This window comes from Streptomyces sp. NPDC104096, assembly GCF_055584385.1.
The window spans coordinates 29,670-44,518 of the sequence record NZ_JBVJMD010000025.1 but is presented as its reverse complement, the minus strand read 5'-3'; the positions used below and the strand labels follow the sequence as shown (position 1 = coordinate 44,518).

Below are 14,849 nucleotides of genomic sequence, written 5' to 3'. Positions count from 1 at the left end.
ACCGTGCGCAACGTGAAGGGCTCTCATGCGTGACGTGAACAGCGAGGACACCGGGCGGCCGTGGTCGGTCGCCGAGTCGATCGAACGGGGTGGCGGCGGGCTCGGCGTGACCGAACTGCTGGCGAAGGTGGCGGCCGGCGAGGCCGCGGCACAGCCACCCGACGGCTCGGGCCCGGGGGCGGCCTCGGTCCCGGCTCCGGACGCGGTGGTCCCGGCTCAGGAAGCGGTCCCGGTTCCCGACGTGGACACCGTGGCGGCCGTCATCGCCGACGCGGCGGGCCGTCATCTGCCCCAGGGGCGTCTCGCGCCCGACGCCGACTTCTTCGACGCGGGGGGCACCTCCGTGCACGCCGTGGAATTCGTCGCGGAGCTGGAACGCGACCTCGGCGTGGAGCTCGACCTCGACGAGGTGTTCGCCGACGCCCGGCCGGTCAGCCTGGCCCGGCACTGGATCGCGGCGGGCGGCACGACGGCCGCGCTCGCGAACCTCGCGGCCCGCCCGCACGAGGCCTCGGGCGTACCCGGAGCCCCTGCGGCCCTGGAGGGCTCCGCGGCCCCGGAAGGCCCTGCGGCCCCGGAAGTCCCCGAGGCCGCCGCGGCTCAGCCGACTCCTGCCGCGCCCGCGGACCAGGCGTTTCCCTCGACTCCGGCTCGGCCGGCCCCCGCAGCGCACGACCCCGCCCCCGCAGCGCACGACCCCGCCCCCGCAGTGCCCGTCCCGGCCCCTACGGCCCGCGCCGCGGTCTCCGTCCCGTCGCCCACCGTCGCCTCCTCACCCGCCGTCCCCCGCACCAGGGCCCGGCGCGAGGATCTCGACCAGATCCTGGCCGATCTCGCGCTCGCCGACCGCTTGCCGTTCGTCGACGTGCCCGAGCCGCTGCCGCCGCGCCGGATCCTGCTGACCGGGGCCACCGGCTTCCTCGGCAGCCACATGCTGCTGGACCTGCTGCGGCACAGCGACGCCCACGTCCACTGCCTGGTCCGCGCGCCCGACGAGGAGGCGGCCGTCGGGCGCCTCGCGGCGCAGTTGCGGAATTATCGGCTGCCCTGGTCGGCCGAGGTACGGCGACGGATCACCGTGCTGCCCGGCGACGTACGACGGCCGCGCCTGGGCCTGTCCGAAGAGCTGTGGCACACCCTCGCCCACGAACTGGACGCCGTCGTCGGCGTGGCGGCGGCCGTGGACTTCCTGCGCGGCTACCCCTCGCTGCGCGGCAGCAACGTGCTCGGCGCGCTGACCCTGGCCGAACTGGCCGCGACCGGCAGGCCCAAGCCGCTGCACCACATCTCCTCCATCGCGGTGTTCAACGAGGTCGGCATCACCTCGATGGGCGAGGACGACCCGCTCGCCCACGTGGACCGCCTCGTCGCGGGCTACGACCAGTCCAAGTGGGCCGCCGAGGTCGCGCTGCGCCGCGCCCGCGACCACGGTCTGGTGGTCTCGGCCCTGCGCCCCGGCGGCATCGGCGGCCACACCCGCACCGGCGCACACAACCCGCAGGACCTCAGCAGCGGCCTGATCTCGGCCTTCGGCCGCCTCCGCACGGTCCCCGCCTTCCGCTGCCTCAACGCGGCGCCGGTGGACTGGGTCAGCCGGGTCGCGGTGGCCGTCGTCTGCGAGCCGGACGCCTGGGGCTTCGACTACAACCTCACCGGCGTGCCCAACACCCTCGACGACGTCGTACGCGACATGGCGCTCGGCGGGATGCACGTGCGCGTACGGGACTGGGACGACTGGCGCACCGATGCGTTGGCTCGTCTGGAGGCCGACCCGGTCCCCGAACTCGGCTTTCTGAACCGCGTGTTGCGCAGCCCCACCGCGCTCAGGCTGTGCGAGGCGACCCTCCAGGGCCCGGCCGCGATCGGCGACCGCACCGCCGCGCTCGTGGAGGCGCTGGACCTGCCGCCCGCCGTCCGCTACGACGCCCGGGCGCAGGCGAGGACGTTCGAGAGCCTCGCCGCGGACGGTCTGGCCCGCCTCCCGCAGAAGGACGACCCGCCCTACCTGTGGTTCACCGAGACCACCCGGGGCGAGGTGCGCCCGGTCGACGGCGCGGGCGACGACCGCCGCGGCCTCGGCGGTGAGGAGGGCCGGGGCGACGCCGCCGCCCCGACCCCCTGCTCCATGGCACTCACCCTCTCCATCGCCGGTATGCACCAACTGGTCAGTGAGCGCCGCGTGGACGTCACCGGCGAGGTCCGGTGCCCGGCCGTGCACGCGGAGCCACTGACCGTGGAGCGCGGCGACGTCTGGGTCCGGCCCGAGGAGGGCATCCCGCACCACCACGGGCTGCGCCACCGGCTCCTGCGCTACCGGCTGCGGCTGATCGACGCCGACGGCGGAGCGTGGTGGCTGGAGGGCCACAAGTACGCGCGTGCCCGCCGCGACCTGTGGCGGCAGACCCGTGCGCTGAGCGTCGAGCTCGGCCGCGAGGGCGGACCGGCCGAGCTGGCGGGCGAGGTCGTCGTGCCCGCCGACTCCTACGTCCGCGACCAGATCGACGGCATCCGGGTCGCCCCGCACCTCACCGAGCAGGAGGGGCGGGCCGCCAAGCTGACCTGGCTCGCCTGGTTCGGCCGGGAGATGGGCCGCGGGCTGCTCGGCCCGTTCGCCAGGGCCGCCGCCGAGCTGCTCGACCTGCGCCGTACCCCGACCTCCAGGGAGCAGTACCGATGATCTTCAGGACCGCCACCACCGGTACCGGGCCCGCGCTGCGCCGGGTCCGTACCACCGCCGCGCCGCGCCCCCTGCGCCACCGTCTGGGTCCGGCGGCCGTCGAGGAGATCCCCTTCCGGGCGTCCGACGGCGTCCGGCTGGGCCTGACCCGCGTCGAGACCGGCGACACCGGCCGGCCCGCCGTGCTGCTCCTGCACGGGCACACCGCGTCCTCCGACATGTTCCTCCAGCCCGAGACCCGCAACCTGGTCGACGTGCTGCTCGACGAGGGCTACGAGCCGTGGCTGCTGGACTGGCGGGGCAGTTGCCGGCTGCCGTACAACGAGACCGGGCAGCGCTACACCTACGACGACGTCGCCCTGTACGACATCCCCGAGGCCGTCTCGTACGTCCGCGGCCGGATCGGCGACCGCCCGCTGTTCGTGGTCGCGCACTGCATCGGCTCCCTCACCCTGTCGATGAGCATGAGCGCGGGGCTGGTGCCGGGCCTGGCCGGGGTGGTCTCCCAGGGTGTCTTCCTGACACCGAAACTGGCGGGCCGCACCTCGCTGCGGATGACGGTGGCCGGGGAGCTCCTGAAGGGCCGGATCGACCACATCCCCGTCGACTTCCGCAAGGTCGGCCTGCGCTCGAAGTACACCCCGCTGTTCGCGCTGGCCTCGCGCCGGGCGAGCTGCCCCGACCCGACCTGCCAGATGCTGCACAACTCGGCGTGGGGCACGGGCGCGTCCCTCTTCGTGCACGGGAACCTCTCGCAGACCACCCACGACCGGCTGGCCGAGCTGTTCGGTCCCGCGCCGCTGTGGATCCTGCCCCATCTGCGGCGGATCGAGCTGGCCCGCAGCGTGGTCCGCTGGCACGACACCGACCACCGGTACCGGGCGCTGCCGCGCAACGCGCTGGATGCGGCCGGCCGCATCGACACCCCGGTGCTGCTGCTGGCGGGCAGCGAGAACGGGCTGTGGCTCGACTCGCAGCAGCTCTGCCACGACGTACTCGCCCGCCGCCAGCCGCAGTTGGACGTGACGTACACCGAGATCCCCGGCTACGGACATCTGGACCCGTTCCTGGGCCGGGGCGCGGCGCTCGACGTGTTCGGCCACATCCTCGAATTCCTCGGGGAACGCCGGTGACGGAACGGGGGGCGGCCGGTTACCGTACCGGTCAGTAACCGGTCGGTGGCCGGTCCGGCCGGACCGCACTCCAGGAGGCACCCATGGCGCAGCTCGAAGTCGACGGCGCAGCCCTGACGTACGACGACGAGGGCCCCCGAGACGGTGACGGCGTGCCCCTGGTGTTCATCCACGGCTGGACCGCCGACCGCCACCGCTGGGACCACCAGGTGGCGCACTTCGCCGAGCGGCGCCGGGTGGTCCGGCTCGACCTGCGCGGGCACGGCGAGAGCGGCGGGGCGGGGGTGCGCACGATCGAGGAGCTGGCGCGGGACGTGCTCACCCTGCTCGACCACCTCAAGATCGAACGCTGTGTGCTGATCGGCCACTCCATGGGCGGGATGATCTCCCAGACGATCACCCTCGCCCACCCCGAGCGGGTCGAACGGATGGTGCTGGTCAGCTCGATCAGCCGGATGACGTACAGCCGGGGGCGCGGGCTGCTGATGGCGACCTCGACCCTGGTCCCCTTCAAGCTGTTCGTCGCCACCAACATCCAGCGGGCGTTCGCCCCCGGCTACCCGCGCGAGGAGATCAAGCGGTACGTGCGCTCCTCCGCGGGCACCCCGCGCGAGGTCGTGATGACGCTGTACGGCGCCATGCGCGCCTTCGACGTCCTGGACCGGGTCGGCGAGATCCGCACGCCCACCCTGCTGGTCCACGGCTTCCACGACATCCAGCTGCCGGTGAAGCAGATGCTGCGGATGGCGAAGGGCTACCCGGACGCGGAGGTCAGGATCATCGACGCCGGCCATGAGCTCCCGGTGGAGAAGCCCGCCGAACTGACCGCGGCGATCGACCGGTTCGTGACGGTCCGGGCGGCCTGACGGACGCGTTCAGTCGTTCCTGTCGGGGCCGCAGGAGCTGCCGTCGGCCGGCAGGGAGCCGTACAGCAGGAAGTCGTCGACCTTGCCGTGCACGCACTTCGACGACGTGTAGCCCGTATGGCCCTCGCCCCTGTTGTCGAGCACCACGGCCGACGACCCGAGCCGCTCGGCCGTCTCCACGGTCCAGCGGTACGGCGTCGCCGGGTCGCCGCGGGTGCCGACCAGGAGCATCTTCGGGCCGGTGAGGTTCTTGACGTCGTCGCGGATGTAGGCGGTGCCCTTGGGGCGGCCGTAGCACATCAGCACCTGGGTCAGGCGGTACTCGCCGAACACCGGGGACGCCTGGTCGTACTCGCCGCGCAGCCGGCCGAGGTCCTTGGTGACCTGTGCTGCGGTGGGGCGGTCGGGGTCGTCCGCGCAGTTGGTGGCCACGAGCGCCGCCGGGAAGTTGTCGGCCGGGATGTCGGCCTCGTCGCCGAGGCCGCTGCCGGTCCGGGGCCCGGACGGCGGTGGTACGCCCTTCAGCGGGACCGGGACCGGGAGCGCGGTGCCGCCGGAGACGAACTGCATGATCCCGCCCGTCGAGCCGTCGTCGACGAGCTCGGCCAGCGCCCGTTCCAGCAGCGGCCAGAGCTTCTCGCTGTAGAGGCCCTGGCTGAGGGCGGCGACGAGGTCCTGACCGGAGAACGGCTCACCGAAGTCCGTCAGCATCGGCTCCTCGTCGAGGGAGCGGACGAGCTGCACGATCTGCTCCCCGGCCCGGCGGGCGTCCTGGCCGAACGGGCAGGCGATGTCCTGGACGCACCAGTCGACGAAGTCGTCCAGCGCCACCTGCTGCCCCGCGGCACCGGCCACCCCCTGCTCGGCCAGCGGCTCGGTCAGCGTGTCCACCCCGTCGAGCGCCATCCGGCCCACCCGGTGCGGGAACCGGGCCGCGTACACCGCGCCGAGCCGGGTGCCGTAGGAGAACCCGAGATAGTTGAGCTTCTTGTCGCCGAGCGCCTGGCGTACGACGTCCATGTCCCGGGCGGAGTCGACCGTGCCCATGTGGCGCAGCACGGGTCCGGAGTGCTGTGCGCACGCCTGGGCCGCCTTGCGCAGCAGACCGAGCACGGCCTGCGGGTCGTCGAGGGTGTTCCCCGTGCTGCCCGGCGCGCCCGCCGCGCCGCCGTACAGTCCGTCGCCGCAGGTCACGGGCGCGGACCGGCCGACCCCTCGGGGGTCGAAGGAGACCACGTCGTAGCCGTTGGTCAGGCCCATGAAGTCCTTGCCGCCGATGGCCAGTTCGCTGACCCCGGAGCCACCGGGACCGCCGAAGTTGAGCAGCACCGAGCCGCGCGACCTCCCCGTCGCCCGGTAGCGGGCCAGCGCCAGGGAGATCGTGCCGGAGGCGGGCTTCGCGTAGTCGAGGGGGACCGTGACCCTGCCGCACTGCAGGTCCCGGGGCGCGTCACTGCCCCGGCACCGCGACCAGGTGATCTTCTGGTGGTAGAACCGGGACAGATCGGTCCCGCCGTCGGTCGCGGCAGCCGTCGGGAGCCCGCCGCCGAGCAGGGTGAGCCCGACGGCTGTGACAAGTGCGCGGCGCCGCAGGGCGGGCCGTGTTGACTGCTGTGCCGGCATGAGTGCCTCCAGCGCGCCCCACTGTGGTCCGGGCTCTTCCCGCTCACGATAGGCGGCGCCCGGAATCCTCGCCTCCGGACGTGATCCCGCTGGTCCGGGCGTCGTGACGGGCGCTGCCGCCGAACCGGGCGCCGTCGTCGGACCGCTCGTGGCGGCCGCCGCGCCCGCCGGTGTCGCACGGACGACCGGTATGACGATATTGCTGCTGGTTCGACATATGTGCCACTCGATGGGGTGAAAGCCCGATCAGCCATAACTACTCCGGTTCGACCCGCGTTCTCTCCGGTGCGGGCGAGCGCCCGCGACGATGTGGAAGGCAGGGAGACCTATGAGACGGGTAGCGCGAAACGGTGTGATCGCCGTGGCCGCCGCCTCCGGTGCGATGGCAGTCACGATTCCCGCGTACGCCGGTTCCGCGGCGGACGGTTCCGCGGTCGGCTCGCCCGGTCTGATCTCCGGCAACACGCTTCAGCTCCCGGTGCACATCCCGGTGAACGTGTGCGGGAACACCGTGAACGTCGTGGGGCTGCTCAACCCGGCGGCGGGCAACGCCTGTGCCGACGGGGACTCGGCGAGGACCGGCACGTCCGGCACGTCCGGTGGGTACGGGACGTCGAGCACGTCCGGGACCTCGGGCACGTCCGCGACCTCGGGCACGTCCGCGACCTCCGGTGCCACCGGGGCGCACACCTCCGGCGGGGCCCACGCGCACGGCGCGGCGGTGGACTCGCCGGGGGTCGTCTCCGGCAACGGCCTCCAGCTGCCCGTGGACCTCCCGGTGAACGTCAGCGGCAACGCGGTGACCGCGGTCGGCATCGGCAACCCGGCCTTCGGCAACACGTCCACGAACACCTCCGTGGACCAGCCGGACCAGCCGGACCAGCCGGACGAGCCGGTGGAGCCGGTGGAGCCGGTGGAGCCGGTGGAGCCCGATCGGCCCGTGAGCCCGCCGCCGACACGGACGGTCGTGCCGCCCAAGGAGCAGCAGGTGCCCGGACCCGCGCCGCACACCGGAGAAGAAACGGTCCGCTCCCTCGCCCGCACGGGTTCGGACCAGACCCTCCCGGCCCTCGCGGGCAGTGCGGCCCTGCTGCTGGGCGGTGTCGCCCTGCACCGGCGCTTCCGGCCACAGCGGCAGCGCTGACCGCAACGCCGGGACGGCTCCGGTCCCGACGGAGGATCCCCGGTGGGTCCTCCGTCAGACGGTGCCGACGTGAAAGCGGCGGTGCAGCGCGCGTACCTCCTCGGTCAGGGCGTCCACCGGCCCCTCCACGGTCACCCCGGGGGCGACCTCGCCGACCGGCAGCGTCCGCACCGGCGGAGCGGGCACGCCCCACTCGCCCAGCCAGCCGGCCAGTTGCCGCGACGACACCGCGTACACGATGCGTCCGAGCCCCACCCAGGCGTGCGCGGCCGCGCACATGGGGCAGTGCTCGCCGGACGTGTACACGGTCGCCGCCGCCCGCTCCTCGACGGTCAGGTGCGCGGCCGCCCAGCGCGCCAGCTCGAACTCCGGATGCCGGGTACGGTCACCGGAGGCCACCCGGTTGTGGTCCTCCGCCAGCACGGCGCCGTCCGCGCCCACCAGGACCGACCCGAACGGTTCGTCGCCCTGCGCCAGCGCCTCGGCCGCGAGCTCCACGCACCGGCGCAGATGCGCCAGCTCCGCATCCTTCACCATGACGTTCCACCTTCTTCGACACCTGATCCGGAGCCGCAGGCTATGCCGAGGGCCCGTCCCGGGTGCGACGGGCAGGGCGTGCCGTCCGTAAATATGTTGAACCGGCTGTTCCGGAATGCTTAGGTCGGCGGGTGGATCACATGAACGGGACGGACCGGACCAGCCGTACGGACGACGCGGAACGCGAGACGCTGCTCGCCCTCTACGACCGGGTCATGCGCGAAGGGGCCCGGCCGGACGGCCCCGGCACCCGCGTCGAACGCGTCGGGCAGGTGATCCGCCAGGTCGCCCCCGCACAGGAGTGGAACGGGATCCTCTGGTCCGCGCTCGACGACGCGGGCGCCGACGCGGCGATCGCCGAGCAGATCGCCCACTTCACCGGCCTCGGCCACACCTTCGAATGGAAGCTCTACGGGCACGATCTGCCGACCGACCTCGGCGCACGGCTCCGGGCGGCCGGCTTCACGCCCGAGCCGACCGAGACGCTGCTGGTCGCCGAGGTGGCGAAGCTGTCCCTCGACGCCGAGCCGCCCGCCGGGATCCGCCTGCTGCCGGTCACCGACGCCGTCGGTGTCGGCCTGATGGCCGACGCGCACGAGCGGGCCTTCGGCGTGGACAGCGACTGGCTGCGGCACCGGGTGCTGGCCAGGCTGGCCGCCGACCCGGACACCCTCGTCGGTGTGGTGGCCCTCGCCGGAGACGTGCCCGTGAGCTCGGCCCGGATGGAACTGGTCCCCGGCACGCCGTTCGCCGGACTGTGGGGCGGCGGCACCGTGGAGAGCTGGCGCGGCCGGGGCATCTACCGGGCGCTGATCGCGCACCGCGCCCGCGTCGCCGCCGACCGCGGCTACCGCTACCTCCAGGTCGACGCCACCGACGACAGCCGCCCCATCCTCGAACGCCTCGGCTTCACGCCCCTGACCACGACGACGCCGTACGTGTACGTGCCGTAGGGCGCCCCGGCCGGGTGACGGCGGCCCCCCGGTCAGGGTGACGACGGCGCCCCGCGCCTCACAGGTCGCGCCGGTACTGCACCGACCGGTGCGTGGGGAGGTATCCGAGCGCGTCGTTGACCGCGCGCATCGGCGCGTTGCCGTCCGCGGTGTCGGTGAGCAGCCCGCCCAGCTCCGGGTGCCGCTCGCGGGCCCGGCGGATCGACAGCGCCTTCATCCGGCGGGCGAGGCCGCGACCGCGGTGCTCGGGGAGGACCGCGGTCCCGTAGTGCTGTCCGTCGCCCCGGCCGTCGCCGGGGACGACCAGTTCGCTGAAGCCGACGACGGAGCCGTCCGCGGTGTCCACCGCGGCGACGGTGTGCAGCAGGTCGCCGCGGCGGGCGACCGCCTCGGCGGCCGCGACCAGGCGTTCCACGTCCCATACGACCCTGCCGTAGTCCGTGTCGCCCATCGGCATGTCGTCCATGGCCCGCCGGGCGTCGGCGTACGTCCGCGCCAGCGCGTCCGGCACGGTGCCGTCCCACTCCGTCAGCCGGTAACCCGGACACGGGCGGTCGACGAGAGAGTCGAGCACGGCGGGGTCGGCATCCGCCAGCGGCAGCCGCGTGTACGTCAGGGACAGCACGGGCCGAAAGCCACGCGCCGCCAGGAACAGGTCCGCGGGGGAGCCGAGTCCGGCCTGGGCCAGCACCGAGCGCCGCCCCCGCGTCCGTGCCGCGGCCAGCGCGGCGTCCAGGAGCCGGGTACCGACGCCGCTCCGCCGCTCGGCGGGGTGCACCGAGAGCTCCAGCTCGGCCAGGTGCCGCTGCTCCTCGCGGTCGAACAGCCGCAGGAACGCGGAGCCCAGCGGCTCTCCGGCGGGGCCGGACGCCAGCCAGGCCTGCCGATGGCTCGACGCTCCGGGTTCGGCGTCGGTGAGCGGGGTGATGCGCGGGGACAAGGCGGCTCCGTCAGGGTCGGGCGGTGGTGGCGGACGACGGCAGCCAACCGTGACGGAGCGCCGCCCGCAACGGATTTGCGGGCGGCCGCCCGCCCCGCCCTCCGGGCGGACGACGGGAATCGCCGGACAGGCCCTACCGCCGTGCCCGGGACCGGTCCAGCGCGGCCACGCCGACGGCGGCGAGGCCGATCTGGATGAGCCACTCGATCCAGTCGACGCCCTTGGTGTCGGCCACGCCGAACGCGGCGGCGATCGCCGATCCGACGAACGCGGCCAGGATGCCCACGGCGATCGTCCACAGGATGCCGATGTGCTGGCGTCCCGGGACGACGAGCCGTCCGAGCACGCCGATGACGATGCCGATGATGATCGCGCTGAAGATGCTCGAGATCTCCATTTCCTCCCCTTACGGTCGGACCTCGCTGCCCTGCATCTGCCCGCCGGAGCGAGGTGCAGTCCCTTCCGGTTATTGCCCGCGCTTGATGGTTCCGAGGCCTTGATGCCGTGTACCTTTCAAGCGTTCCACGCGTGTAGACACCCCCACCTTCGGTCTACGCGCGCAGAGTTGGCGCTCGCACCCGCAATGTCCTGACCCCACACGGAGGTTCGACGGATGCTCGGATCAAGAAGGTCCCGCCGCAGACTCACCACCGGCCTCGCCGGTCTCGGGCTGCTCGTCACCGCGGCCGCCCTTCAGGTCACCACCGACGTGGCGCCGGCCCACGCGGCCACCACGCACCGCGTCCTGTTCGACAACGCCCACGCCGAGACGGCCGGGAACGCCGACTGGATCATCTCCACCAGTCAGCCCGACCCGCTCTCCCAGGACTCCACCCCGTCCGCGGAGACGGACTGGACCGGCGCCCTGTCCTCCTGGGGCGTGGCCCTCCAGAAGACCGGCGGCTACAGCCTGAAGACACTCCCGTCCGGCTCCAGCCTCGGCTACGGCGGCTCCACGGCCACCGACCTGGCGAACTTCGACACGCTGGTCCTGCCGGAACCGAACACGCTCTTCTCCACCGCCGAGAAGACCGCGATCATGAACTTCGTCAAGAACGGCGGCGGGCTGTTCATGATCTCCGACCACACCGGCGCCGACCGCAACAGCGACGGCGAGGACGCGGTCGAGGTCCTCAACGACCTGATGAGCAACAACAGCGTCGACTCCACCGACCCCTTCGGCTTCTCCATCGACTCCCTGGACATCAGCTCCGGCTACCCGGCCGCGATCAGCGACAGCGGCGACGCGGTGCTGCACGGCTCCTTCGGCACCGTCACCAAGAGCCTGATCGCCGACGGCACCACGGCCACCCTCAAGCCCGCCGACAACTCCTCGGTCAAGGGCCTTCTCTACCGCAGCGGTTACTCCGGCAACACCGGCGCGTTCTTCCTGACCAGCACCTTCGGCAGCGGCCGCGTGGCCTTCTGGGGCGACAGTTCGCCCATCGACGACGGCACGGGCCAGTCCGGCAACACCCTGTACGACGGCTGGAACGACACCGGCGCCACCAACGCGGCCCTCGCCCTCAACGCCACCGCCTGGCTGGCGGGTTCGGGCGGCAGCGGTGGCGGAGGCGGCTCCGGCACCTGCACCGCCGCCCAACTGCTCGGCAACAACGGCTTCGAGGCGGGCAGCACCACCTGGAGCGCCAGCAGCGGCGTCATCACCGACTCCAGCAGCCAGTCGCCGCGTACGGGCTCGTACTACGCCTGGCTGGACGGCTACGGCAGCGCCACCACCGACACCCTGTCCCAGTCGGTGACCATCCCCGCCGCCTGCACCACCGCCGCCCTCAGCTTCTATCTGCACATCGACACGGCGGAGACCACCACCAGCACGGCCTACGACACCCTCAAGGTCCAGGTCCTCAACAGCTCAGGGACCGTCCTGAGCACCCTGGCGACCTACTCCAACCTGAACGCCGCGAGTGGCTACACCCAGCGCAGCTTCGGTCTGGCGAGCTACGCCGGCCAGACCGTCACCCTGAAGTTCACCGGTGTCGAGGGCTCCACCCTGCAGACGTCGTTCGTCCTCGACGACACCGCGCTCAGCGTCAGCTGACGCCCCCTGCGGGCCCGGACTCGGCCGGGCCCGCGGGATCAACCCGCCGGTACCGTCAGCTCCTTCGCGTTCCAGCCGGAGATCCGCAGCCGGGGCGCACCGCCGCGCAGATCGGCCGTCCGGTAGGTGGCGGTCAGCGTCGTCGACTCGCCGGGCCAGAGGCTGACCTGGTTGTCCGACCAGCGCACGGGCAGCACCGGGCGGCCGTTCGCGTCCACGAGGTGGACGTCCGTGAGCAGCGACGGCGTCCGGCCGCCGCCGGTGCGGCGCACGGTGACCCTGGTCGTCGAGGTGCCGCCCGCCGACACCGTCGAGCCCGTCGCCGAGACCGGCACCCGCGCCATCGACGCCAGCCCCCGCAGATCGGCGTAGGCCGTCGTCGGCGTGTAGTACCAGTCGCTGTGCGCCCAGTCGAGCGTGTCGGCCTTCCTGGACAGCCAGTACACGTTCCGGCCGACCTCCCGGCCGGCCCGGTCGGTCAGCACCAGCCGTGCCAGGTACGTCGTCGACAGGCCGTTCACCGACGCGGGCAGCGTGAGCGCGGTGGTGCGCGCACCGTGGCCGCCGACCGCCACCCCGGTGACGGTCCGGTCGTAGCGCCGGGTGCCGTCGGGGTCGAACAGCGTGGCCCGTACGGTGAGTCCGGAGGCGGCGGCGGGCCGGTTGGCGACCACGACCACCGAGCGGTCGTCGTACGAGTACTGCACGTGCAGCGGCTCGTCGGCCTTCTTGGCACCGAAGTAGGCCCCGCCCTGGTCGAGGTAACGGTCCGTCAACTGCCAGTGCAGCGACGTCCAGCCGCTGTTGAACATCCAGTAGATCACCCCGGTGGACGGCTTCGAGGCGTCGGTCGCGTTGCGCCCGTACGCCTCGAACTGGGCGCGCACGGCCTCGTACTGGGCGAGCTGTGCCTTGCGCACGTAGTCGGTGAGACCGGTGGGGGCGCCGTAGCGGCCGGCGAGGGCCTTGTCGTAGAGCCTGAGCGTGCCGAAGGCGGCCGACGGGGAGCGGTGGTACTGCTTGGCGTCCGGGTTCTTCCAGAGGGTGTCCAGCTCGGCCGGCGTCATCATCCGGCGCAGGGTGTCCAGGGTGGGGATGTCGGGGCCCGCGCTGGTCTCGGAGTTGAAGCCGGTGGCGCCGCCCTCCCGCTTGGCGTACCAGTAGTGCGGCGGCACCCAGTCGTAGGGGCCGGACATCTTCATCCCGGACCGGCCCGACACGGGCGCGGAGGCGTCGGACGCGGCGGGGATCACGGGGTTGGGCCAGTCGGCGGCCTCGAGGGCCGCGAGGTAGTTCTTCTCGATGGTGGCGTCGGGGGCGGCGTCGCTGCCGATCAGGAAGGAGATCACGCTCGGGTGGCCGCGCAGCCGGGCGGCCTCGGCGGCCATCGAGGCCTTGGCCACGGCGTAGTCGGCGGGTGTCCACTTCTCGCCGGAGCCGTCCTCGTTGACCTGGCCCTCCCACTTGTCGCAGCACTCCCAGCCCGGCAGGGTGAGGACGCCGTACCGGTCGGCGAGGTCGAAGAACTCGTCCGGCTCGATGTGCCCCTCCAGCCGGATGGTGTTGAGGCCGAGGTCGAGGGCGTACTTCAGCCGGTCCTCGGCGTAGGTGCCGTCCCAGCGCAGGAACTCGTCCGGCGACCAGCCGCCGCCCTTGATCAGCAGTCGGCGGCCGTTGATCCGGTACTGCCGGGCGCCGTCGGCGTTCAGCGGCGCCCGGACGTCGCGGATGCCGAAGTCCTCGTGCGCGGTGTCCGACACCCGGCCCGCGACCGACGCGGTCAGATCCAGGCCGTACAGGGGCTGGCCGCCCATGCCCGCGGGCCACCAGACCTTCGGAGAGGCCAGCCGCAGGCCGGGGACGTCGGCGGGGGTGAAGGTCACGGTCTTCGTCTCGTGGGCGGCGAGCGTGACGGTCCTGGTGAACGACGTGCCACCGACGCGGCCGCCGACCTCGGCGGTGACGGCCGCGCCGGAGTCGTTGCGGGCCCGCGCCTTGACCGTCAGGTGCGCAGATGCCAGAGACGGCACGTCCAGCTCCGTCACCACGTGGGCGTCGCGCAGCGCGACCGGCCCGCCCCGGCGGACCACGACGTCGCGCACGATGCCCATGTTCTGGTCGGGCGGCGGCTGGATCCAGTCGAGCCAGCCCATGGTGAGCGTCTTGTCCGGATCGTTGGGCCGGACCCGGAAGGCGACCGTGTTCGTGCCCGCCCGGACGAGGGAGGTGACATCCAGCTCGTGCCGGGTGTAGGCGCCGGTGACGTCCGCCGTCCCGGCCACGCGCCTGCCGTTCACGTACACGTCCGCCGCCGAGATCACGCCGCTGAAGTCGAGATAGGTGCGTGCCGTGAGGTCGGTGACGGTGAAGTCGGAGCGGTACCACCAGGGCACCTGGAAGTCGGCCTTCGGGATCCGCTGCTGGTTGGTGGAGCGGAACGGATCGGCGTGGAGGCCGGCCGCGAGCAGGGCCGCGAGGACGGTGGAGCGAGGACCGGCCCGGTACCAGCCAGCCGTTCGATAGCCGGGGGAGGAGACGGCCGAGGGGGCGTCGGTCACCTTCGCCGTGGACTGGATCGCATAGCCGGTGAGCGGGGTGGCGGTGTCCGCGGCGGCGGGAACGTGGGTGGCGGGAACGTGGGTGGCGGGAACGCGGGCGGTCCGGACCCGTCCGGCCGGTGGCGCGGGGTGCCGGGTCTCGGCCCACGAACCCGGGTCGAGCGACCAGGCCAGCCCCATGGCCAGGGCGGAGGCGGCGAGACAGCGACGGGCGGCGGGGCGAGGGAACACGGCGGTCTCCAGCCTCGTAAAGGAGCGTCATAAAGTTAGGAAACTTTACTGACTTGACTCAAGCTAGGACGCGAGGCAGGGCGGGTCAACGACCGCGGCCCGGGTGTCCAGGACGCGGCCGGCCG

General features: G+C 73.0%; 11 protein-coding genes. 6 read left to right on the top strand and 5 right to left on the bottom strand.

Annotated elements, in window-relative coordinates; genetic code table 11:
* Positions 1 to 25 precede the first annotated feature (25 nt).
* The 3 genes from ACZ60B_RS24415 (at position 26) to ACZ60B_RS24405 (ending at position 4,676) form a co-directional block, all read left to right on the top strand.
* Positions 26 to 2,677 (top strand): thioester reductase domain-containing protein, encoded by a 2,652-nt coding sequence (locus ACZ60B_RS24415; protein ID WP_469390298.1) that lies wholly within the window; start codon positions 26 to 28, stop codon positions 2,675 to 2,677.
* Complete coding sequence (locus ACZ60B_RS24410; RefSeq protein ID WP_469390296.1) at positions 2,674 to 3,810, top strand: alpha/beta hydrolase; 1,137 nt, start codon at positions 2,674 to 2,676, stop codon at positions 3,808 to 3,810. The genes ACZ60B_RS24415 and ACZ60B_RS24410 overlap by 4 nt, the downstream gene beginning before the upstream one ends.
* A gap of 83 nt (positions 3,811 to 3,893) precedes the next feature.
* Entirely contained in the window at positions 3,894 to 4,676 is a 783-nt protein-coding gene (locus ACZ60B_RS24405; RefSeq protein WP_469390294.1) for an alpha/beta fold hydrolase, read from the top strand.
* 9 nt (positions 4,677 to 4,685) lie between these two features.
* Here the strand turns inward: ACZ60B_RS24405 and ACZ60B_RS24400 are convergent, their stop codons facing one another.
* Positions 4,686 to 6,299 carry an alpha/beta hydrolase gene (locus tag ACZ60B_RS24400; RefSeq protein WP_469390292.1) on the bottom strand — a complete coding sequence of 538 codons (1,614 nt, stop codon included), beginning with the start codon at positions 6,297 to 6,299 and terminating at the stop codon, positions 4,686 to 4,688.
* Positions 6,300 to 6,627: 328 nt separating this feature from the next.
* Between ACZ60B_RS24400 and ACZ60B_RS24395 the strand changes: the two genes are divergently transcribed.
* The gene (locus tag ACZ60B_RS24395; protein WP_469390290.1) at positions 6,628 to 7,443 is read left to right on the top strand and encodes a chaplin; all 816 of its coding nucleotides are present in this window, start codon (positions 6,628 to 6,630) and stop codon (positions 7,441 to 7,443) included.
* A gap of 54 nt (positions 7,444 to 7,497) precedes the next feature.
* Here ACZ60B_RS24395 and ACZ60B_RS24390 read toward each other — a convergent pair whose 3' ends face one another.
* Positions 7,498 to 7,980 carry a nucleoside deaminase gene (locus ACZ60B_RS24390; protein WP_469390288.1) on the bottom strand — a complete coding sequence of 161 codons (483 nt, stop codon included), beginning with the start codon at positions 7,978 to 7,980 and terminating at the stop codon, positions 7,498 to 7,500.
* A 140-nt stretch (positions 7,981 to 8,120) separates the two neighbouring features.
* Between ACZ60B_RS24390 and ACZ60B_RS24385 the strand changes: the two genes are divergently transcribed.
* A complete protein-coding gene (locus tag ACZ60B_RS24385; protein WP_469390287.1) occupies positions 8,121 to 8,933 on the top strand; it encodes a GNAT family N-acetyltransferase in 813 nt (270 codons plus the stop codon).
* Between the two features lie 58 nt (positions 8,934 to 8,991).
* Here ACZ60B_RS24385 and ACZ60B_RS24380 read toward each other — a convergent pair whose 3' ends face one another.
* Complete coding sequence (locus ACZ60B_RS24380; RefSeq protein WP_469390285.1) at positions 8,992 to 9,873, bottom strand: GNAT family N-acetyltransferase; 882 nt, start codon at positions 9,871 to 9,873, stop codon at positions 8,992 to 8,994.
* 133 nt (positions 9,874 to 10,006) lie between these two features.
* Entirely contained in the window at positions 10,007 to 10,270 is a 264-nt protein-coding gene (locus tag ACZ60B_RS24375) for a GlsB/YeaQ/YmgE family stress response membrane protein (protein ID WP_469390283.1), read from the bottom strand.
* 216 nt (positions 10,271 to 10,486) lie between these two features.
* Here ACZ60B_RS24375 and ACZ60B_RS24370 point away from each other — a divergent pair, with 216 nt between their 5' ends.
* A complete protein-coding gene (locus tag ACZ60B_RS24370; RefSeq protein ID WP_469390281.1) occupies positions 10,487 to 11,935 on the top strand; it encodes a hydrolase in 1,449 nt (482 codons plus the stop codon).
* Between the two features lie 38 nt (positions 11,936 to 11,973).
* Here the strand turns inward: ACZ60B_RS24370 and ACZ60B_RS24365 are convergent, their stop codons facing one another.
* A complete protein-coding gene (locus ACZ60B_RS24365; RefSeq protein ID WP_469390279.1) occupies positions 11,974 to 14,724 on the bottom strand; it encodes a glycoside hydrolase family 2 protein in 2,751 nt (916 codons plus the stop codon).
* Positions 14,725 to 14,849: the final 125 nt, after the last annotated feature.